This is a genomic window from Streptomyces sp. NPDC024687 (assembly GCF_055559055.1).
In genome coordinates this window covers 38,583-59,305 of the sequence record NZ_JBVHLJ010000008.1, presented here as the reverse complement: position 1 = coordinate 59,305, position 20,723 = coordinate 38,583, and the positions used below count along the sequence as shown (strand labels likewise).

General features: G+C 71.0%; 15 protein-coding genes. 6 read left to right on the top strand and 9 right to left on the bottom strand.

Annotation, left to right across the window (positions count from 1 at the left end; translation table 11 throughout):
* Positions 1 to 235: 235 nt before the first annotated feature.
* Positions 236 to 580, bottom strand: coding sequence for a helix-turn-helix transcriptional regulator (locus ACZ39I_RS29160; protein ID WP_467247681.1), 345 nt, complete (start codon positions 578 to 580; stop codon positions 236 to 238).
* A 130-nt stretch (positions 581 to 710) separates the two neighbouring features.
* Between ACZ39I_RS29160 and ACZ39I_RS29155 the strand changes: the two genes are divergently transcribed.
* A complete protein-coding gene (locus ACZ39I_RS29155; RefSeq protein WP_467247679.1) occupies positions 711 to 1,448 on the top strand; it encodes an ANTAR domain-containing protein in 738 nt (245 codons plus the stop codon).
* A 232-nt stretch (positions 1,449 to 1,680) separates the two neighbouring features.
* Here the strand turns inward: ACZ39I_RS29155 and ACZ39I_RS29150 are convergent, their stop codons facing one another.
* The 7 genes from ACZ39I_RS29150 to ACZ39I_RS29120 all read right to left on the bottom strand — a co-directional run bounded on the left by ACZ39I_RS29150 (position 1,681) and on the right by ACZ39I_RS29120 (position 11,093).
* The gene (locus ACZ39I_RS29150) at positions 1,681 to 2,337 is read right to left on the bottom strand and encodes a response regulator (protein ID WP_467247677.1); all 657 of its coding nucleotides are present in this window, start codon (positions 2,335 to 2,337) and stop codon (positions 1,681 to 1,683) included.
* Complete coding sequence (locus tag ACZ39I_RS29145; protein WP_467247676.1) at positions 2,334 to 3,554, bottom strand: sensor histidine kinase; 1,221 nt, start codon at positions 3,552 to 3,554, stop codon at positions 2,334 to 2,336. The genes ACZ39I_RS29150 and ACZ39I_RS29145 overlap by 4 nt, the downstream gene beginning before the upstream one ends.
* A gap of 87 nt (positions 3,555 to 3,641) precedes the next feature.
* A complete protein-coding gene (locus tag ACZ39I_RS29140; protein ID WP_467247675.1) occupies positions 3,642 to 4,784 on the bottom strand; it encodes an ABC transporter substrate-binding protein in 1,143 nt (380 codons plus the stop codon).
* A 172-nt stretch (positions 4,785 to 4,956) separates the two neighbouring features.
* Entirely contained in the window at positions 4,957 to 5,946 is a 990-nt protein-coding gene (gene meaB / locus ACZ39I_RS29135) for a methylmalonyl Co-A mutase-associated GTPase MeaB (RefSeq protein ID WP_467247674.1), read from the bottom strand.
* Positions 5,943 to 8,135, bottom strand: coding sequence for a methylmalonyl-CoA mutase (scpA, locus tag ACZ39I_RS29130; RefSeq protein WP_467247673.1), 2,193 nt, complete (start codon positions 8,133 to 8,135; stop codon positions 5,943 to 5,945). Before scpA ends, meaB begins: the two co-directional genes overlap by 4 nt.
* Positions 8,135 to 9,943, bottom strand: coding sequence for a methylmalonyl-CoA mutase family protein (locus ACZ39I_RS29125; protein ID WP_467247672.1), 1,809 nt, complete (start codon positions 9,941 to 9,943; stop codon positions 8,135 to 8,137). Before ACZ39I_RS29125 ends, scpA begins: the two co-directional genes overlap by 1 nt.
* A gap of 166 nt (positions 9,944 to 10,109) precedes the next feature.
* Positions 10,110 to 11,093 (bottom strand): hypothetical protein, encoded by a 984-nt coding sequence (locus ACZ39I_RS29120; protein WP_467247670.1) that lies wholly within the window; start codon positions 11,091 to 11,093, stop codon positions 10,110 to 10,112.
* Between the two features lie 227 nt (positions 11,094 to 11,320).
* Here ACZ39I_RS29120 and ACZ39I_RS29115 point away from each other — a divergent pair, with 227 nt between their 5' ends.
* The 4 genes from ACZ39I_RS29115 to ACZ39I_RS29100 all read left to right on the top strand — a co-directional run bounded on the left by ACZ39I_RS29115 (position 11,321) and on the right by ACZ39I_RS29100 (position 18,261).
* Positions 11,321 to 12,133: a hypothetical protein gene (locus ACZ39I_RS29115; protein ID WP_467247668.1), complete on the top strand. Its 813-nt coding sequence runs from the start codon at positions 11,321 to 11,323 to the stop codon at positions 12,131 to 12,133.
* Positions 12,134 to 12,365: 232 nt separating this feature from the next.
* Positions 12,366 to 17,105 carry a DUF6531 domain-containing protein gene (locus ACZ39I_RS29110; protein WP_467247666.1) on the top strand — a complete coding sequence of 1,580 codons (4,740 nt, stop codon included), beginning with the start codon at positions 12,366 to 12,368 and terminating at the stop codon, positions 17,103 to 17,105.
* A gap of 62 nt (positions 17,106 to 17,167) precedes the next feature.
* Positions 17,168 to 17,917 (top strand): hypothetical protein, encoded by a 750-nt coding sequence (locus ACZ39I_RS29105; protein ID WP_467247664.1) that lies wholly within the window; start codon positions 17,168 to 17,170, stop codon positions 17,915 to 17,917.
* Positions 17,914 to 18,261, top strand: a complete 348-nt coding sequence (locus ACZ39I_RS29100) for a hypothetical protein (protein ID WP_467247663.1) — start codon at positions 17,914 to 17,916, stop codon at positions 18,259 to 18,261. The genes ACZ39I_RS29105 and ACZ39I_RS29100 overlap by 4 nt, the downstream gene beginning before the upstream one ends.
* Before the next feature lie 8 nt (positions 18,262 to 18,269).
* On the opposite strand, the gene ACZ39I_RS29095 is transcribed toward ACZ39I_RS29100, so the two are convergent.
* Positions 18,270 to 19,466, bottom strand: coding sequence for a magnesium and cobalt transport protein CorA (locus ACZ39I_RS29095; protein WP_467247662.1), 1,197 nt, complete (start codon positions 19,464 to 19,466; stop codon positions 18,270 to 18,272).
* Positions 19,467 to 19,617: 151 nt separating this feature from the next.
* Here ACZ39I_RS29095 and ACZ39I_RS29090 point away from each other — a divergent pair, with 151 nt between their 5' ends.
* Entirely contained in the window at positions 19,618 to 20,721 is a 1,104-nt protein-coding gene (locus ACZ39I_RS29090) for a winged helix DNA-binding domain-containing protein (protein WP_467247660.1), read from the top strand.
* Positions 20,722 to 20,723: the final 2 nt, after the last annotated feature.

Genomic DNA, 20,723 nt, shown 5'->3' with positions numbered 1-20,723 from the left:
GTGGGAGCCCCGCGTGGCGTCGTCGGCAGGCCGGGGAGTCGAGGGCCGGGTTGAGTGGTTCTTGGCCCTGTATACGACTCGGGTTCCCACGGGCGGCCACGCTAGAAAGCGGTTGTTACCGATGGGTCGGGGTGTTATGAACCTGACGTTGCCGGAACCTCACCGCTGCTGATCGGTGTCGCGCTCGCGCCGACGAAACCTGCCGGGCCCGGGCAGGTTGTGCTCGCCGCGGGGTTCAGGCCGGGGTGTGCCGTCGGCTCTCGGGGAGCGGGCTGCGGCCCGCCTCGTCCTGGACGAGCAGGGAGAGCAGTGCCGCCACCGTCAGGCCGGCCTCGGCAGGATGGCGCAGCACCTTGCCCGGGTCGATCCGGTAGGTGTTGGACCGTCCCTCCCGCACGTGCGAGAGGTATCCGTCCTGCTCCAGGTCGGAAATGATCTTCTGGACGGCGCGTTCGGTGAGCCGGCAGTGTGCGGCGATGTCGCGGATCCGGGTGCTGGGATTGTCGGCGATCGCGGCCAGCACCCGCGCATGGTTGGTGACGAACGTCCATCCGGTGTGAGACTCGGGCACTCCATCCATGGCAGCAGTCTAACGACCAGACTTTCACGCATCCAAAAACCTGAAGTTTGTTTCATGTATTGGTTGACGTATGTTGTCGGTGAAGGGGATTCTGAGGGACAGAGGCAGCCGAGACATGAGGGAGAGGGCCATGCCGGAACCTGCGCACTCGGCGCAGCGCCTCACCACGCTGGACGCGCGCCCGTCGTGTCTGGCCACGATCGAGGTCGCGGCGGCCGGGGAACGGACGGTCGTCACCTGTCGGGGTGAGTTCGACATCGGAGCCCAGGAGCTCCGGTCCGAGCTCTACGCCGCCCTCGACCGCTCCGCCACCGGGGTGGACCTGGATCTCGACGAGGTCCGCTTCTGCGACTGCGCCGGCCTCAACGTCCTGCTGGACCTGCGCCGGGAGGCCCTCGACCAGGGCAAGACCGTCACTGTGCGGGCGTACAGCCCGTCTGTGGGACGCCTGCTCGACCTGACCGGAGCACGTGAGCTGTTCGTGACCGAGAACCCCGGGAGCCCCGGGGCCCGGCCTGTGGACGTGGACCAGGAACTGCGCCTGGAGGTCGACCAGTTGCGCCGGGCGATGCGGACCCGGCCGACCATCGACGTGGCCCGTGGGATCGTCATGGCCTCCTTCGGGCTGAGCGCCGAGGACGCCTGGACGGTGCTCGTCGCCGCCTCCCAGAACACCAACATCAAAATGCGCGATCTCGCCGAGGAGCTGACGGGCGCCGTCCACGGCGCGCCGGTGCCGGAGCAGGTGCAGCAGCAGATGGCGGCGGCCGTCGCCAAGGTACGGGAGACCGCGCCGACGCCGCCCGACGTCGGGGCGGCTGCGGGAGGCGGGGCCGGATCTGCAGGCCCGCCGCCGGCGGCTGCGTGAACTGGCGGCCTCACCGTGCCGATGCCGTCCGAGGGGGCGGCTGCGTGAGGCCGGGGGCGGTCTGTCAGGTCCGAGGTCGGCGCCTGTGTGAACGCCGGCAGCCTGATCGTGCCGACACAGTCCGACGTCGGGGCGGGGTTGGGTCGGCAGGCCCGTTGTCGGCAGCTGCGTGAATGCCGGCAGCCTGACGCCGGCGGCTGCGTGAACCCCGCCGACCCCCGCCTTCACCGGCCTACGTGAGCTCCAGCAGCCCCCGTCGGACCGCCTCGGAGACCGCCGCCGCCCTGTTGTCCACGCCGAGCTTGCGGTAGACGCGCACCAGGTGTGTCTTGACCGTGGCCTCGCTGAGGTACAGGGAGTCGGCGATGGCACGGTTGCTGTGGCCGTCGGCCATCAGCTGCACGACCTCCCGCTCCCGACGCGTCAACTCCGGTGCGGGGCTGACCACTTGGCCGACCAGGTCGCCGACGGCCTCGGGGGCGAGCCCCATCCCGCCCACCGCGGCGCTGCGCACGGCCCGGAAGAGCTCCTCCGGCGGCCCGGCCTTCAGGACGTAACCGCGCGCACCCGCCTCCAGCGCGCGCACCACGTCGGCGCGTCCGGAGTAGCTGGTCAGCATCACCACGGGCACGGCCGGAGCCCGGGCGGCGAGCGCGCGGACCGCTTCGACGCCGTCCGGGATGCCGCTGCCGCGGGCCGTGCCCTCGAACCGCAGGTCCATCAGGACGACATCGGGGGCCAGTTCCACGGCGAGGCGCACGGCCTCCTCGGGGTCCGGGGCCTCCGCGATCACGTCGATGTCCGGCTCGCCCTCCAGCAGGGCGCGCAGCCCGGCCCGTACGACGGTGTGGTCGTCGGCGATCAGCAGGCGCAGCGGGGACGCGGTCACCGGACGGCCGCCGCGGAACTCTCGGCCAGGAGCGTGACGGACGACGTCCGGGCGGGCACGGTGGCCCGGATCCGGGTGCCCCGGCCCGGCGCGCAGTCGACGGCGAGATCACCGCCGTACTCCCGAAGCCTCGCCCGGGCGGCCGGCAGGCCGAACCCGCGGTCCGACGGGGGCCGGCCGGTGACGCGGGCGAGGTCGAACCCGACACCGTCGTCGCAGACGTCCAGGACGACGCGGTCCGCACCGTGGTGGAGCGTCACGAGCAGGCTGCTCGCCCGCGCATGTTCCCGCACGTTGGCCAGCGGGCCCTGCGCCACCCGGAACAGGGTCGTGGCGGCCTGTTCGTCCAGCTCGGGCCGGTGCTCGCCGGTCGAACGGAACCGTACGCGCGCCGCCGTGCCGTCCTGCTGGGCGCGCAGGCACAGCAGCCGCAGGGAGCCCTCGATGCCTTCCTCGACGACCACGGAGGGCGTGAGATCACGGATCATCCGCCGGGTCTCGGCGAGGCTCACGTCCAGACCGTCGGCGACCGCGCGCACCCGGGTGCGGGCCGCGTCCGGGCGGAGCTCCCACTCCCGCTCGGCGGCCTGCAGCAGCATCAGGCTGCCCGACAGTTCCTGCGCCAGAGTGTCGTGCAGATCCCGGGCGATGCGCTCGCGTTCCCCGAGTATCCCGGCCCGCCGCTGCTCCCGCGCCAGTACCTCGCGTGTGCCGCGCAACTCGTCCACCAGGCACTGCCGTTCAGCGGCGTCCCGCTGCTGCGCCCGGTACAGGGCCACCGTGCCCCACACGGCCGCCACCGGGATCAGCACCACCTCCGGGTCGAAGCCGCCCGCGCTCCGGGTGAGCTGACCGACCAGGACGAGCGTGATGACGCCGACCACGGCCGCGGCCGCCCGGCGTCCGAGCGCGCGCAGGGCCGCGCAGGCCAGGGGTACGGCACACCAGACGTAGGCGTTGGTCAGGAGAGGCGGGGTGAGGGTGACGAGCACCGCCCACAACGCGACCAGGGCCACCGCCCACACGTGCCGGGCGAGCGGCCCCAGTCTGTGCCACAGCGCCAGCCCGGCCGCGTACGTCGTGGCGAGCAGTGCGCTGACGGTCACGATGTCCCAGCACAGCGCGATGTCCAGGGCGACGAGGCGGACCAGTGCGGCGCCGACCACGAGGAAGAACACGAGGTGCGGGACGTGCCTCAGGGCGCGGTGGTCGTACACGACGAACCCCCTGAACGAAAGATCCTGGGACAGGGGGTCCGAGTCTATCCACCGACTGTGTGAACGGGGTGAAGGGCCGCCGTGGGATCAGGCGCCGGGATGCAGTCCCAGGACGCCGGGCGTGGGTTCGCCCTTCACCTCGCCGAAGTACAGGGCGAAGGTCTGCTTCAGGCGCTCCACCTCGGCGCGGTCGGCCATGAACTCGGGGAAGCCGTCCACGTGCGCGTTCGGGTACTCCCACACCGGCTTCAGGCCGGCCGGGGGTGTGATGTCGGTGCGGACCGACCAGCCGTTGAAGGACTTCTGCTGTGTCTCGGCGGACAGCTGCCAGTTGAGGTACAGATTGGCGGCCGTCGGGTTGGCGGCCTGCTTGAAGATGCCCGCGCGCTGGCCCCAGGCCATGAAGGGTCCGTCGGTGATCACGAACTTCGTCGCGGACGTCGAGGAGGGGACGGCCGAGCCCGAGGTCCCGATGCCGATGGCCTTCTGCCCGGCGGAGACGGCGACGCCCGGCGAGTTGCTCCCCCGCGCGAACTGCACGTCCTGCGCGGCGAGTCGGGCCAGCCAGTCCCAGCCGTACCGCTGGACGTACAGCGAGTAGAGGTAGAGGACGGCGTCGTCGTGCGGGTACGAGGAGGCGATCCGGCCCTTCCACTTCGGGTCGATCAGGTCGAGCGGGCTGCGCGGGGCGTCCGAGCCCACGGCCGCGGTGCCGTAGAGGAAGCTGAACGCGATCACCGAGACGGCGACCCAGGCGCCCGCCGGATCCCTGAACCCCTTGTGCAGCTTCGAGAACCCGGCGGGCCGGTACGGCAGCAGCCGCCCCTGCCGGTTCCAGCGGACGAAGTCCTGCAGCGTCTGCAGCTGTACGACGTCGGGGACGAGGGTGTTCGTCGCGAACTGGTTGTCGACGCGGACGTCGTGGTACTTGCTGTAGTCGACGACCACCTTCAGGTCGATGTCGGGGAAGCGGGCCTTGAAGGCCGCCTTGGTGCCGTCCTGCTGGGTGGGGGTGTCGCCGCCGGCGTAGACGACGAGCTTTCCGCCCTCCTTGAGCGCGGCCCGGTAGAGCTCGTCGAGCGTGCGGGTCTCCTCGGGCCCGGTCGCGTGCCGGGCGGCCGTGTCGGGGGAGGCCGAGGCGGAGGTCGCGGTGGCACCGACCGCTCCGAGACCGAGGGCGGCACCGGCCCCGGTGGTGAGGACACGTCGCCTGCTGGGGAAGCTGGACATGCTGCGGAGACCCCTCTGAGGGGGGTGACGTTCAGAGCCCGGCGCCATGGGCGACCGCCATTGTGCTGCGGGCTCGTGCGCCACCGCGTCGTCCGTACGGATCGACGGTCCGGCCGAGGATGGAATCCCCGTTCAACCGAAAGGATGAACGGGGCGCTCACCCGCGGCGGGGTCAGTCCCTCGTCGTCGTGTCGCCGAACGCCTCGAGGATCCGCTCGGCGGCCAGCGTCGCCGTCAACCGGCCTTCCCTCACCTGCTGTTCGAGGTCCGGGGCGAGGGACCGTACGGCCGGGTGGGAGTGCAGACGGCCGAGGAGCTCGTCCCGGACCATCGTCCAGGCCCAACCGACCTGCTGGTCCCGGCGCTTGGCGGTGAGCCGCCCGGTGGCGTCGAGGAGTGTGCGGTGCTGTTCGAGCCGCTCCCACACCACGTCCAGGCCGGTCGCCTCGCGGGCGCTGCAACTGAGCACCGGGGGAGTCCAGAAGGCGTCCTTGCCGTGCATGAGCCGCAGCGCGCCCGCCAGTTCACGCGCGGCCGCGCGAGCGTCCCGTTCGTGCGGGCCGTCCGCCTTGTTGACCGCGATCACGTCGGCGAGTTCCAGGACACCCTTCTTGATGCCCTGGAGCTGGTCGCCGGTGCGGGCCAGGCTCAGCAGCAGGAAGGAGTCGACCATGTCGGCGACGGCCGTCTCCGACTGTCCGACGCCGACGGTCTCGACCAGGATCACGTCGTAGCCGGCGGCCTCCATCACGACCATCGACTCCCGGGTCGCCTTCGCCACCCCGCCGAGCGTGCCGGCGCTGGGGGAGGGCCGTACGAAGGCGGCCGGGTCGACCGCCAGCCGTTCCATCCGGGTCTTGTCACCCAGGATCGAGCCGCCGGTACGGGTGGAGGACGGGTCCACGGCGAGCACGGCCACCCGGTGCCCCAGTGAGGTGAGCATGGTGCCGAACGCGTCGATGAACGTCGACTTCCCCACGCCCGGCACCCCGCTGACCCCGATCCGCCGCGCCCGGCCGCTGTGCGGGAGCAGCTCGGTGAGCAACTCCTGGGCAAGGGAGCGGTGCCGGGGGTGGGTGGACTCGACGAGCGTGATGGCACGGGCCACGATCGCCCGCTTGCCGTCGAGGACACCCTTCACATACGCGTCGAGATCGATCACTGCCCGTGCCCGAGGTCGGCCGAAAGACGCTCCACCAGGTCGTGGGCCGCGTCCGGAATCACCGTCCCCGGCGGGAAGACGGCCGCCGCGCCCATCTCCAGGAGGGTCGGCACGTCCTGCGGCGGGATCACCCCGCCCACCACGATCATGATGTCCTCCCGGCCCTCCTCGGCGAGCTGCTCGCGCAGCGCCGGTACGAGGGTGAGGTGACCGGCCGCCAGCGACGAGACGCCGACGATGTGCACGTCGGCCTCGACGGCCTGGCGGGCCACCTCGCCCGGGGTCTGGAACAGGGGGCCGACGTCCACGTCGAAGCCGAGGTCGGCGAAGGCGGTGGCGATGACCTTCTGGCCGCGGTCGTGGCCGTCCTGGCCCATCTTGGCCACCAGGATGCGCGGCCGGCGCCCCTCGGCCTCCTCGAAGGCGTCCACCAGGGCACGGGTGCGGTCCACGGACGGGGACTCCCCTGCTTCGTTGCGGTACACGCCGGAGATCGTACGGATCTGGCTGGCGTGCCGGCCGTACACCTTCTCCAGGGCGTCGGAGATCTCACCGACGGTGGCCTTCGCGCGGGCCGCGTGCACGGCCAGCTCCAGCAGGTTGCCCTCGCCGTCGGCCGCCCGGGTCAGCGCGTCCAGCGCGTCCCGGCAGGCGGTCTCGTCGCGCTCGGCGCGCAGCCGCCGCAGCTTCTCGATCTGCTGGGTCCGTACGGAGGAGTTGTCGACCTTCAGGACGTCGATCGCCTCGTCGGTCTCGACGCGGTACTTGTTGACGCCGATGACGGGCTGGCGGCCGGAGTCGATACGGGCCTGGGTGCGGGCCGCGGCCTCCTCGATACGCAGCTTCGGGATACCGGCGTCGATCGCCTTGGCCATACCACCGGCCGCCTCGACCTCCTGGATGTGCTGCCACGCCTTGCGGGCCAGGTCGTACGTCAGCCTCTCGACGTACGCGCTGCCGCCCCACGGGTCGATGACCCGGGTGGTGCCCGACTCCTGCTGGATCAGCAGCTGGGTGTTGCGGGCGATGCGCGCCGAGAAGTCGGTGGGCAACGCCAGTGCCTCGTCGAGGGCGTTGGTGTGCAGCGACTGCGTGTGGCCCTGCGTCGCCGCCATCGCCTCCACACAGGTACGCGTGACGTTGTTGAAGACGTCCTGCGCGGTCAGCGACCAGCCCGAGGTCTGCGAATGGGTGCGCAGGGAAAGGGACTTGGGGTTCTGCGGGTCGAACTGCTTCACCAGCTTGGCCCACAGCAGGCGGGCCGCCCGCAGTTTGGCGATCTCCATGAAGAAGTTCATGCCGATCGCCCAGAAGAAGGAGAGCCGGGGCGCGAAGGCGTCCACGTCCAGGCCGACTTCACGGCCCGCCCGGAGGTACTCCACACCGTCCGCGAGGGTGTACGCCAGCTCCAGGTCGGCTGTCGCACCGGCCTCCTGGATGTGGTACCCGGAGATGGAGATGGAGTTGTAGCGGGGCATCCGCTGCGAGGTGTAGGCGAAGATGTCGGAGATGATCCGCATCGACGGCTTCGGCGGATAGATGTAGGTGTTGCGGACCATGAACTCCTTGAGGATGTCGTTCTGGATGGTCCCGGCCAGCTTCTCGGGCGGTACGCCCTGTTCCTCCGCGGCGACGATGTACAGCGCCAGCACCGGCAGCACGGCGCCGTTCATCGTCATCGACACGGACATCTCGTCCAGCGGGATGCCGTCGAACAACTGCCGCATGTCGTAGATCGAGTCGATGGCCACGCCCGCCATGCCGACGTCACCGGTCACGCGCGGGTGGTCACTGTCGTAACCGCGGTGCGTGGGCAGGTCGAAGGCGACCGACAGGCCCTTCTGGCCGGCCGCGAGGTTGCGCCGGTAGAAGGCGTTGGACTCCTCGGCGGTGGAGAAGCCCGCGTACTGGCGGATCGTCCAGGGCTGGTTGACGTACATCGTCGGGTACGGGCCGCGCAGGTACGGCGCCACACCCGGGTACGTCTCCAGGAAGTCCAGGCCCTCCAGGTCGGCGCCGGTGTAGAGCGGCTTGACCTCGATGCCCTCCGGTGTCTCCCAGAGGGGCTCGGCGCCCTGAGTGGCGCCCTTCACGGCCGTACGCCACTCGTCGGCACCGCCGCCCGGGGCCGGGGCCCCCAGCTCGATCCCGGTGAAGTCGGGGATGGAAGGGCCGGCGGGGGCGGTCATCAGGACACTCCCATGCGGTCGAGGGTGGCGGTGAGCACGGCGACGGCGTCGCAGCCCGCGAAGACGTAGGAGTCCACGCCCGCGTACTGCCCGGGCCGCCCGGCGAGGAACACGTGCCGGGCGCCTTCAGCCTTCAGGGTCCCTGCGACGTCCTCGGCCCGCTCCACGTACAGCGCGTCGCTGGAGCACAGGCAGACCTCGGTGGCGCCGCTCTCCTCGAAGGTGCCCTGAGTGACGGGCTCGACGCCACCGGCCTGGAAGAGGTTGGCGGCGAAGGTCAGGCGCGCGGTGTGGGCGGCGGCGGGGCCGATCGCGGCCAGGAAGACCCGGGGCCGGGACCCGGTCGCCGCGAGGTGCGCGTCGGAACGGGCGCGCAGCTCCTCGTACGCCTCGTCGCGCCGCACCCGGGGCAGGCCGCCGGTCCGCGGCTCGGGCGCGGGCGCGCGCTGCACGGGCTTCTCCCCGAGGTGCGGGAACTCGCTGACTCCGGTGATGGGTTCGCGGCGGGTGGCGAGCTTCTTGGAGCGCTGCGCCCACGTCGTCGCGAGGTCGGTGCGGATCCGGCCGGAGCGCAGGACGGCCGCCTGGCCGCCGTCGCGTTCGATCGTCCGGAAGAACCGCCAGGCGGCCTCGGCGAGTTCGTCGGTCAGCCGCTCCACGTACCAGGAGCCGCCGGCCGGGTCGATCACCCGGGACAGGTGCGACTCCTCGACCAGGATCGCCGAGGTGTTGCGTGCGATGCGGCGGGCGAAAGCGTCCGGCAGACCGAGCGCGTGGTCGAAGGGCAGCACGGTGACGGCCTCCGCGCCGCCGACCCCGGCGGCCAGGGTGGCGATCGTCGCGCGCAGCATGTTCACCCATGGGTCGCGGCGGGTCATCATCACCGGCGACACCACGGCGTGCTGCGCCTGCGCACCGGCGCCGGGCGCCCCGCACACCTCGGCGACCCGCGCCCACAGCCGGCGCGCGGCCCGCAGCTTGGCGATCGTCAGGAACTGGTCGGCCGTCGCCGCGTACCGGAACTCCAGCTGTGCGCAGGCCTGTTCGACACTCAGCCCGGCCTCGGTCAGCGCCCGCAGATAGGCGACCCCGGTGGCGATCGAGGCGCCCAGCTCCTGCGCGGCCGAACCGCCGGCCTCGTGGTACGGCAGCGCGTCCACGGTCAGCGCCCGCAGCCCCGGGTACTCCTCGGCACACCGCCGCGCAAGCGGGACGACCCGGGCGAAGTCCAACTCCTCGCCGGTACGGGCCTCGTGGCCCAGCGGGTCGGCGCCAAGGTTGCCGCGCATGGCCTTGCCGTCGGTGCCGCGCTCGCCGTGGAGCCGCAGCAACTCCTCTGCGGCGGCCTGGAACTGTCCGCCCGCGTCGAGGACGACGGGGGCCAGGTCGAGGTGGACGCCGTCGAGGACCGCACCGAGCGACCCGACCGGGATACCGCCCTCGCCCGCCACCAGCCACAGCGAGCTGACACCGTTCTCCAGGTCCGTGAGGACCGCGCTGTTGTCGGCGACGGCGTGCCGCTGCCGTACGTCCCAGCCGCCGGTGGTGTTCCCCTCGGGGCGGGAGCCGCGCACGAAGGGCGCGAATCCGGGAACGCCGGGGTCGGGCGCGGTGTCGTGCGCCGTGTAGAGGGGGCGGGTGCGCAGCCCGTCCTCGAGCGCGGTGGACAGGGCGTCCTCCGCTGCCGCGCCGGAGACTTCCTTGCCCGACTTGCGCAGGACACCCGCCACCAGGCTGTGCCACTGATCAAGGTTCGCGTCAGGGAACTCGGCGGCCAGCGAGAGCCCGTCGTCAGGCAGGACCGTCATGCTCGGATGCTAGGCCAGACCCCCAAAGGAGCAGCAGGGGGCACGGCTGTGACCTTGCCCGCAACGAGACTGTGACCCCGGTCTCCCGGGCCCGTGGAGCGGTCGCCACCGGACCGGCGGGACCTGCGTAGGCGCCGGGCACGGTGGCTGCGAGAGCAGAGCTGGATCACGGGAGCGTGATGAGGACGATGCTCTCTGTCTGCGCGATGGCCAGCCGGGTGCCGTCGGGGTGGAGGGCGGCCACGGGAGTGGGGATGTGGGTGACGCCGAAGCATGTGGTCTTGACGGATACGCCGACCTCGGGCCATTCCGCGACGAGGCGCCCGGTGGCCGTGTCGAGCAGGCGTGGGTGGCCGAGAAGGGAGATCACGTGATCGCCACGGGGCAGGAGCAGGACCCCCGGCTCGGCATCGGCGACCGGGTTGCGGTGGAGCCACCGTCCCTCGGACACCGACCACACACCGAGGTGGCGGGCCGGCAGTGCGGTCCCCTCTGCGTCGCTCCCCCCTTCGGCCCCCGTCGCCAGCACCAGCCGATCGGCGTCGAGCCAGCAGCCCGCCGTCACCTCGCCCTTCATGACCGCCGCTGCCGGCAGCAGACCCTCGCCGTCCAGAGTGCCGGGGTCGGTGAGCGCGAGCGCCGTGTCGTAGACCATGGCGGTTCCGAAGGGATGCCAGACCCATCCGACCGAGAGCAGGTACCGGCCGTCCGGGCTCAGGCTCAACCGGGAGTGGAAGACGTCCCTCGGCTCACGCCCGCCGGCGGTCAGCCGCTCGCCGCTCGCCGCGTCCTCGATCTCGAGCACGTTGTACTCGTCGGGGCAGTGCACCACGGCCTCGCGGCCGTCACCCAGTGCGCCGAGGGCGAGCGGATAGTCGTAGTTCTCGGCCTGGTAGTCGCTGCGGATCAGCTCCCGCACGAACTGTTCTCCTTCGAGCAGCACTCCCTCGGTGCCGCGTTCCTGGAACACCGCGGAGTACGGCCCTGAGACCGAGGTGATCCCGGCATCGAACGGAAAGCTCCATTCGAAGGCCACCTTCCGCTTGCGCTCCACCCCGTCGCGGCTCCAGCGCCGACCGCATCCGGAGACCAGCTCGTCGCCTTGCCATGCCAGCGCTTCCGGCGCGGCCGCTACCGCTATCGACTCCACGGTCGTTGATGACCCCCTTCTGAGAACCTGTGGTCGAAGTTCATGCCGTAGATCGTCCCGACCAGCGTCGGTGCGAACAGGATCGCCGCATTCTGGGGCCGTACCGGTCGGCGAGACCACGAGGAGACTGGTCCGTTGTCCCGAATTCAGTGCCGGGCCGCGACCATGCAGACATGGACCATCCGATGGAGGGACGCGGCCGGGCGGGGCCGCGGGCACGCTGCTGCGTGATCACCGTGCTGGTCGCGGTGGGCGTGGTGTGCTTACTGGCGCTCTGCATGCTGTGGCAGATCCACCGTAGTTTGGATCGCACGCCGCCCGATGTCGGCGCCTTCACACACTCCGCTGCCACCCGGACCGCCGCCGTGGACGCGGCGCGGAGGAGTTCCGCGAGCCTGACGAACCTGACGTCGGCGTTGTCGTGGGCCATTCCGCTCGGCACATCGGTGGCGGACTCCTGCCAGACCGAGGACCAGAACCCGTTCATGGGGGCCGCGCGCTGGGCACCGATCAACTGCGTGCGCAGTAGCGTCCGCTACCTCGCGTTTGACGGGGACATCAGCACGCGCCTCCACCAACTCGACGCCGTGCTGGCCGAGCAGAAGTGGGTGGGCTCGGGTCAGTTGCCGCACACGCTGACCGGGATGGCGACATGGATGAGCCAGGCCGGCGGTGACCCGTCCCCGGCCGTGTCGCAGCGGGGAAGCACCGAGCCCCCGGGTTCGCAGCCGATTTGCCTGTCCACGACGTACGGCCCAGCCACACAGCAGGAGCTTGCGCACGGCGGGCTCGGCGTCCGGCTGCGCGTGTCCGTGGCGGAGCTTCCATGCACGCCCAGAGCGGACACCGGCGACATCCAAATGAACGGCACCCTGGACAAGTCCGCGGCTGACGGAACCATCTACCTCGCATGGCACCCTCTGTCGACCTTCGCGGTGAGCCGGTCCGCCTACACGGCGCACCGCTACGTGGCGGCCTTCTCCCTCGTCGACAGCTACGCCGTCCAGTCCACCCCGACGACCTCCCCGCCGAGCAGGTAGGACGACGGCGTTCCATCGCGCCTCACCAGCAACCACCTGCGCGGGTTCCGGTGCCGGTCTGTCGCGGGATCACGGTTTTCGCTGTGCTTGCTGCACGGAGTCCAAGCCAAGGCCGCTCCACATCCATCACGTCGCCAGCAAACACATTCGAATCCGGAACCTTTATTCTGCTTGTGTCTCATGGCAAGCAAGTGGCCGTTGCTGATGGTGAGTTGACGGGGGAGTCACAGGCATGGGAATAGTGCTGCCCGGATGGGCGGATGAGCTGCTGGACCTGATCGGCGTGTCCTGGCCGAATGTGGACGAGGACGACTACCGGCAGATGGCAGATGCCATGCGGGAGTTCGCTGACGACATCAAGGACGGCACAGCGACCGCCCATCAGGGGATCCAGGCGCTGGTCGCCTCTTCCGGCGGCTCGTTGGCCGCGGAGGCGCTCGATGCCCATTGGGGGAAGATCCGCGGCAAGCATCTGGAGAACCTGGCCGAGTGCGGCCGGCTGGCGGCGACCGCGCTGGACGGGGTGGCGGTGGTCATCGAGGGCGCCAAGGCCGCTGCCGTGGTCCAACTGGGCATTCTCGCGGCGGAGGTCGCCGCGGCCCAAGCCGCGGCGCCCCTGACGTTGGGGCTGTCGGAGTTGGGCGCACTCGGGGCTACCCAGGCAACCCGGCTGATACTGAAGCGCCTGTTCAAGGAGGCCGCCGAGCAGGCCGCCGAACAGGTGGTCGGCTTGGCGCTGGCCCCGGTGGAACAGGCGCTGGGTGCCATGGTCGGGGACCTGGTGGTCCAACTGGGCGGCAACGCCCTGGGAGTGCAGAACGGTGTCGACCTGAGCCAGACCGCGCGGGCGGGCAAGACCGGTCTCGGCGACGGGGCCGACGCCACCAAGGGGCAACTGAAACTGGCCAGCGCCGGCGGAGGCAGTGGCGGTGGCGGTGGTGGAGGGGCGGGTAGTGGTTCGTTCACTTTCGACCCCGATGAGTACGAGCGGGCTTCCACCAGCCTGACCAGCGCGGGGGGCGTCTTCCGTAACCGTGCCGGGGGCAGGATCAGCAGAGCCAAGGGCCACTACGGGCGTACGAAGGGCAAGGACGCGATCGCCGATACGGCGAACGCCGTGCTGGACAAGGTGATCGACGGCATCGAGGAGGCCGTCAAGAAGTCCGCCAAGCACCTCGACGACAGCATGACGCGCGGCCTGAAGCAGATGGCCCGCAATCATCAGGACAACGACCGCGGTCTCGCCGACCACTTCGACGGCCTGCGCAAGGGCGGCGACAGCAGCGCGGGGTCCCCCAAGTCCGGCCCGGGCACGTCACTGGCCTCGACCGGGACGGGACCGGGCCGGCGCAGCGGCGACTCGTCGAGCCCGCTGCGGGACGGGGCGGGCGGTGACGGGCTGGGGACCGCACAGCCGGCCAACGGTCGCTGCAAGGGCGGCGACCCGATCGACTTGATATCCGGCGAGATGATCCTCACCGAGACCGACGTGAGTCTGCCCGGTCTGCTGCCCCTGGTCGTCGAGCGCACGCACGTGTCGTCGTACCGGTGCGGTCAGTGGTTCGGCCGTTCCTGGGCCTCCACGCTCGATCAGCGGCTGGAGGCCGATGGCGACGGGCTCGTCCTGGCCGCCGCCGACGGCATGCTGCTGGTCTACCCGGTTCCGCGCCCCGACGAGCCGGTCCTGCCGGCCCACGGCCCCCGGTGGCCGTTGACCTGGGACGGCACACCGGGTGGAGAGATCCACATCACGGACCCGGCCACCGGTCACACCTTCCACTTCGCTCCCATCCCGGCGCCCGCCCCCGGCACCCCGGCCGCCCACCGGATGACCCTGCCGCTGTCAGGGGTCTCCGACCGCAACGGCCACCGCCTGGAGATAGACCGCACCGAGTCCGGCACCCCCGTCGAGGTCTGGCACAGCGGCGGCTACCGGATCGCCGTCGACACCGACGACAACCGGATCACCGCGCTGCGGCTGCTCGACACCGAGGACGGCGGCCCCGAGGGCACGGCACTGCGCCGGTACGGGTACGACGTGCACGGCGACCTCGTCGAAGTCGTCGACGCCCTGGGCCACGCCGCCCGCTTCACCTACGACGGCAACGGCCGCATCGTCGAGCGCACCGACCGCAATGGCGGCTGGTACCGCTGGGAGTACGACAGTTCGGACCGCTGCATCCGCGGCACCGGCGCCGACGGCTTCCTCTCCTGCACCCTCGACTACGACCTGCTCGGCCGCACCACCCGGTACACCGATTCCCTCGGCCACACCACCGTCTACCGCTACGACGAGCACCGGCAGCTGACCGGCTGGACCGACGCCGAGGGCAACACCGTCCACCGCCTGTGGGACGGCCCCGAGCGCCTTGCCGCCGTCACTGATGCCCTGGGCCGTACCACTCGCTACGAGTACGACGACGCCGGGAACACCACCGCCGTCGTCCGCCCCGACGGACACGTCATGTGCGCGCTCCACAACGACCTCGGCCTGCCGGTCGAGATCACCGAGGAGGACGGCGCCACCTGGCGGTACACCTACGACGAGCGGGGTAACCGGCTCTCGGCCACCGACCCGGCCGGTGCCGTCACCCACTACGGCTACGACGAGCAGGGCAGGCCGACCGCGATCACCGACGCCCTGGGCCACACCCGCCGGATCGAGGCCGACGCGGCCGGCCTGCCCGTGGTGCTCACCGATTCCCTCGGCCACACCACCACCGTCGAGCGGGACGCCTTCGGCCGCGTGCGCACCTTCACCGACGCCGACGGCCGCACCGAGAGGTTCGGCTGGACGACGGAGGGCCGGCCCGCTTGGCGCGAACTGGCCGACGGCGCCCTGGAGATGTGGGAATGGGACGGTGAGGGCAACCTCGTCGCCGCCACCGACCGGGCCGGGAACACCTCCCGCTTCACCTTCACCCACTTCCACCTCCCCGCCTCCCGCACCACCCCCGACGGCGTCCGTCACACCTTCCACCACGACAGCGAACTGCGCCTCATCGGTGTCACGGCCCCGGGCGGCCGCGTCTGGGAGTACACGTACGACGCAGCCGGACGCCTGGTCCGCGAGCGTGACTTCGCGGGCCGTACCCTGACCTACCGCCCCGACCCGACCGGCGCGCTCGCCGCCCGCACCAACGGCGCCGGCGAGACGACGACCTACGTGCGGGACGTCCTGGGCCGCCCCGTTGAGGAGCACCGCGCCGACGGCGTCAGCACCTTCGCCTACGACCTCTCCGGCACCCTGCTGCGCTCGACCAACGCCACCACCACCGTGGAGCACACCTACGACCTGCTGGGCCGCAAGCTGTCCGAGACCATCAACGGCCGCACCACCACCTGGGCGTACGACCTCCTGGGCCGCCGCATCGAGCGCCGCACCCCGTCAGGCACCGTCTCCACCTGGAGCTATGACGCCACGGGCCGACCCACCGCCCTGGACACCGAGGGCCACCGGATCGACTTCACCTTCGACGCCACCGGCCGCGAGATCCTGCGGGGCCTGGGGCCAGGCCTCAGCCTCACCCACGACTGGGACACCAACGGCCGCCTCGGCGCCCAGCAGCTGTCCCACGGCGAGCAGCTGCTGGAGCACCGGCGCTACAGCTACCGCCCGGACGGATTCCTGACCGAGATCCAGGACCTGACCGGCAGCAGCCGCCGCTTCGACCTCACCCCCGCCGGGCGGGTCACCGCCGTCCACGGCACCGGCTGGAGCGAGTCGTACGCCTACGACCCCGCCGGCAACCTCACCCGCGCCGCCCGACCCGGCACCGACCCGGACGCCACCACCGGCGAATACGACGGCAACCGGCTGCGCCGCTTCGGCCGTACAACGTGCGAATACGACGGCAACGGGCGCCTGGTCCGCCGCCGCACCCGGCTCCTCAACGGCCAGACCAAGACTCACACCTACACCTGGGACAGCGACGACCACCTGACCGGCACCACGACCGCCGACGGCGCCCGCTGGGTCTACGAGTACGACGCAGCAGGCCGACGTACCGCCAAGCGGCGGCTCGACACGGACGGGCGGGTGGCAGAGGAGACCCTTTTCGCCTGGGACGGCACCCGGCTGTCCGAACAGACCACCCTGGCCGGAAGTACGACCACCTGGGACTACCACTCCGGCACCCACCGCCCGCTCACCCAACTCGACCGGCACCCCGCAGCCGACCCCCGTTTCCACGCCGTCGTCACCGACCTGTCCGGCGCGCCCACCGAACTCGTCACCCCGGACGGCACCATCGCCTGGCGCGGCCGCACGACCGTGTGGGGGCTGCCCCTGCCCGCTGCCCCGGACAGCCCGGCCACCGGTGCCACCGACTGCCCGCTGCGCTTTCCCGGCCAGTACGCCGACGAGGAGACCGGCTGGCACTACAACTACTTCCGGCACTACGACCCGGAAACCGCCCGCTACCTCAGCCACGACCCCCTCGGTCTGGCCGCGGCCCCCAACGACTACGCCTACGTCGACAACCCGTTCACGATCGCCGACCCGCTCGGCCTCATGCCCGCCATCCACGGCCCGAACGGCCAGTGGATGCGTGATCCCAACGCGCCGATCATCCAGCACAACCGCGACACCGAGTACCCCAGCAGTTACCGGCAGTCCACCCACGACGCCATGGCCTCGCAGTGGACCGTGGAGGGCCAGATGCAGGGTGGCGTCCCCGTCTACCCGACCGGGCACCCCAGCGCGGGTCAGCGCATCCCCCGGGACCAGCTGAACTGGTTCGACTCCAACGGCAACCCGGTCCCCAGCGACCAGCTGACCTACGAGCACGTGCACCCGGTCGTCCAGCACTGGAACCAGACCGGATACAACACCGACCGCGGTACCCGCAACGACTACTACAACGACACGAATAACCTGGTGCCCATGACCCGCAGCCAGAACTCTGCGGGCGGCGGACGGATGACGGCGACGTACCGGCAGGACACCGGACCCAACTACTCCTGCTCCTGACCCGCTCCGGCAGCAGACACACTCAGAAGCACGACAGTGAGCGACAGGAAGAGAGCCAGACGATGGACATGACGTCGAAGGTGGCCGCCCAGCCCGGAGCCGCCCCCATCGAAGGCCTGCCCGACGCCTGGCACTGGTCCCGCATGATTTTCCACTTCGACGCCGTCCTCACCCCGGACCACGAGCACCTGCTGGAGATGCGGGTCATGGGCCGCTACGACGCGAACCTGGCACAGGCCGTGCTGGCCTTCGCACGCAAGCACAGCACGGACATCACCGACAGTGGCCGGCCGCTGGTGGCTCTGGGCGGATTCACCTGCCCCGGCTGGGAGTTCGACACCATCGCGGCCGTCGGCCCCGGCGTCCACGACAACCACGCCCAGGACGACGCCGACCTCCACAAGGCCACCTGGACCCTCTTCCCCGGCTACCGCTGCGAGTTCTCCGGGACGGAGACGGAGGAAGAGGCCATCCACCTGTTCCGCCTGGCGCTCCAGCCGACCAAGCTCGACCGCGAGCGCGTCCCCTTCCTGCGGATGCGCTACGCCAACACCCGCACCCTGAGCCACAGCACTGGCCCCGACCGCGGCATCGCCCCCCTGCCCGTCCTGCTGAACGAACTGTCCCTGCTGGAGGGTGCCCCCGGCAGCTGGGTCGAGTGGGAGAACCGCCTCGGCGAGATTTTCAAGGCCGAAGCCGACCCCGCGGCCGGCCTCACCCTGCACACCGCGGCCGGTGACCGCGGTATCACCGGCGAGGAGCTGCTCGGCCTCGCCGAACAGTCCGTCGTTCACGCCGGCGAGGTTGCGTGACCAGGATTCGGGCGAAGGCGTGGAACGGTGACACCTGGGACGACCCCGCTGCGGACACGCTGTACGACCTCCTCAGCGAGCTCAACCTCGTCCACCGCTTCCTGATCGTCGAGCGGGCCGACTCACCTGATCCCGGGCAGCACTACATCCAGGTGTACCTGGAGGACGACCACAGCTGCCTCGTCGAGTACCGCGACGGCGGTCCACACGCCCATTACCAGGCCCGCATCCCCGCCCCCTATGCCATGCACGGGCATGACCTGGCCGCCGATGTCGTGAAGAGTTGGGCACGCGCCGACGACCAGTGGCGTACTGCCCTGTCATGGTCTCCACTGACTGTGTGAGCTGTCGCTCAGAGCCAGTCCCGTCTCTTGAAGATCACGTACAGACTCACGCAGACCACCCCCATCAAGCCGATCGCGAAGGGGTATCCGAAGCTCCAGCCCAGCTCCGGCATGTGGTCGAAGTTCATTCCGTAGACCGTCCCGACCAGCGTCGGAGCGAACAGGATCGCCGCCCACGAGGAGATCTTCTTGATCTCCTCGTTCTGTTCGAACCCCGCCTCCGCCAACGCCCGCATCTCCGCGTTCTGTTGCTGGGTGACGAGGGTCGCGTTGACCGTGAGGATGTCGGCGAGGGCCTGGCGGAAGCCGTCGACTCGTTCGCTGGTGTGGGTGACGTGGTCGGCGACGTCCCGGAGGTAGCGTTGCAGTTCCTCGTCCGTGCCGTACTTCGTGAAGCCGGCCATCAGGGCGTGCAGCATACCGACGAGGGGGCGGGTGGCGCGCTGGAACTCGACCATCTCGCGGGAGAGTTCGTAGATGCGGCGGGAGACCTCCGGGTCGCCGCGGAAGACCTCCGTCTCGATCTCGTCGATGTCGTTCTGGACGCCCGCGACGACCGGGGCGTAGCCGTCGACCACCGCGTCCAGGATGGCGTAGAGCACGGCCTCGGGCCCCAGCTTCAGCAGCTCGGGTGTCTTCTCCATGCGGGCGCGCACCGCCGACAGGTCGGGCGCCGCCCCGTGCCGGACCGTGATCACGAAGTCCGGGCCCACGAACACGTGCAGTTCTCCGAAGTCGACCTCCTCGGGGGCGTCCAGATAGCGGGCCGCCCGCAGGACGACGAAGAGCGTGTCGCCGTAGCGCTCCAGCTTGGGGCGCTGGTGGGCCTCCATCGCGTCCTCGACGGACAGGGGGTGCAGGTCGAACTCCTCGGCCAGGGAGAGGAGTTCGTGCTCCGTGGGGCGGGCCAGGCCGATCCAGGCCATGCCGGAGGGCTGTTCGCGCAGTTCGCGGAAGGTGTCCGCGAGCGTCGCGGGGGAGGACACGCGCACGCCGTCCCGGTAGAGGGCCGCCTGGACGATGCTCGGCGGCTCCGCCGTCTCGGAGGCGGATCCCTCGCCCCCGGGTGCCTGAGTCTCCGGAGGCGCGGAAGGCGGGGTCAGGGCGCGGCGCCAGGCGGACTTCCCGGAGCCCTTGGCGGCGGAGCCGGCGGAACCCTTGGCGGTGGAGCTCTTCGCGGCGGGGCGAGCGCGTCGCTCGGACATCGTGGCTGCCTCTCGCTCTCGGGCCGAGCCGATGTCGGCGGGATCACGGAGCAGGGTATACGGGGCAAATGACATCCTGGGGAGGGCTGTGCGGGGACACGGTGAGAGTTGCGGACAGAGGCTGTCCGCAAGCACCCCTAGCGTGTTTCCCATGACGAAGACGACCACGTCGGCCCCCGCGCTCGGCACCCGCGCCCTCAACCGCGCAACCCTCGACCGACAGCTGCTCCTGCGCCGGTCCGGCCTGTCCGCGAAGGCCGCCGTGGGGCACCTCCTCGGCCTCCAGGCCCAGAACGTCAAGCCGCCGTACTACGCGCTCGCCGCCCGCCTCGACGGGTTCACCCCCGAGGCGCTCTCGGAGCTGATGGCCGACCGCGAGGTCGTCCGGATCGTCACCATGCGCTCGACCATCCACACCCACACCGCGGAGGACTGCCTCACCCTGCGGCCGCTCGTGCAGCCCGCCCGGGACCGCGAACTCACCCACTTCCGCAAGGGTCTCGACGGCGTCGACCTCGACCGCCTCGCCGTCCTCGCCCGGGAGCTCGTCGAGACCGAGCCGCGCACCATGAAGCAGCTGCGCGAGGTCCTGGTCGCCGAGTGGCCGGACGCCGATCCGCAGGCCCTCGCCATCGCCGCCCGCTGCAAGCTCCCCCTCGTCCAGGTCACCCCGCGCGGGCTGTGGGGCAGGAGCGGCCAGGTCGCGCTCACCACGGCCGAGCACTGGCTGGGCCGCCCCGCCGAACCCGCCCCCGCGCCGGAGGACGTCGTCCTGCGCTACCTCGCCGCCTTCGGCCCCGCCTCCGTCAAGGACATGCAGACCTGGGCCGGCCTGACCCGCCTGCGCGAGACCTTCGAGCGGCTGCGTCCGCGGCTGCTCACCTTCCGCGACGAGAAGGGAGTCGAGCTCTTCGACCTCCCCGACGCCCCGCGCCCCGACGCCGACACTCCCGCCCCGCCCCGCTTCCTCCCCGAGTTCGACAACCTGCTCCTCTCCCACGCCGACCGAAGCCGGGTGGTGCCGCCCGAGTATTGGGGCCGCAGCTGGGTGGGGAACCTGGTGTACTGCACGTTCCTGGTCGACGGCTTCCTGGCCGGGGTGTGGAAGCTGGAGCGCGACGCCCTCGTCATCGAGCCCTTCGGCAGCCTCACCAAGGCCCAGCGCGCGGACCTCACGGCGGAGGGGGAGCGCATGCTCGCCACGCTGCACCCGGGGACGCCGTACGACATCCGGTTCGGGACCGTGATCCCGTGATC

Excerpts from the sequence above, each read along its gene's own strand:
- ACZ39I_RS29160 (WP_467247681.1), bottom strand. The coding sequence starts at position 580 with ATGGATGGAGTGCCCGAGTCTCACACCGGATGGACGTTCGTCACCAAC.
- ACZ39I_RS29155 (WP_467247679.1), top strand. The coding sequence starts at position 711 with ATGCCGGAACCTGCGCACTCGGCGCAGCGCCTCACCACGCTGGACGCG.
- ACZ39I_RS29140 (WP_467247675.1), bottom strand. The coding sequence starts at position 4,784 with ATGTCCAGCTTCCCCAGCAGGCGACGTGTCCTCACCACCGGGGCCGGT.
- scpA (WP_467247673.1), bottom strand. The coding sequence starts at position 8,135 with ATGACCGCCCCCGCCGGCCCTTCCATCCCCGACTTCACCGGGATCGAG.
- ACZ39I_RS29125 (WP_467247672.1), bottom strand. The coding sequence starts at position 9,943 with ATGACGGTCCTGCCTGACGACGGGCTCTCGCTGGCCGCCGAGTTCCCT.
- ACZ39I_RS29110 (WP_467247666.1), top strand. The coding sequence starts at position 12,366 with ATGGGAATAGTGCTGCCCGGATGGGCGGATGAGCTGCTGGACCTGATC.
- ACZ39I_RS29105 (WP_467247664.1), top strand. The coding sequence starts at position 17,168 with ATGGACATGACGTCGAAGGTGGCCGCCCAGCCCGGAGCCGCCCCCATC.
- ACZ39I_RS29095 (WP_467247662.1), bottom strand. The coding sequence starts at position 19,466 with ATGTCCGAGCGACGCGCTCGCCCCGCCGCGAAGAGCTCCACCGCCAAG.
- ACZ39I_RS29090 (WP_467247660.1), top strand. The coding sequence starts at position 19,618 with ATGACGAAGACGACCACGTCGGCCCCCGCGCTCGGCACCCGCGCCCTC.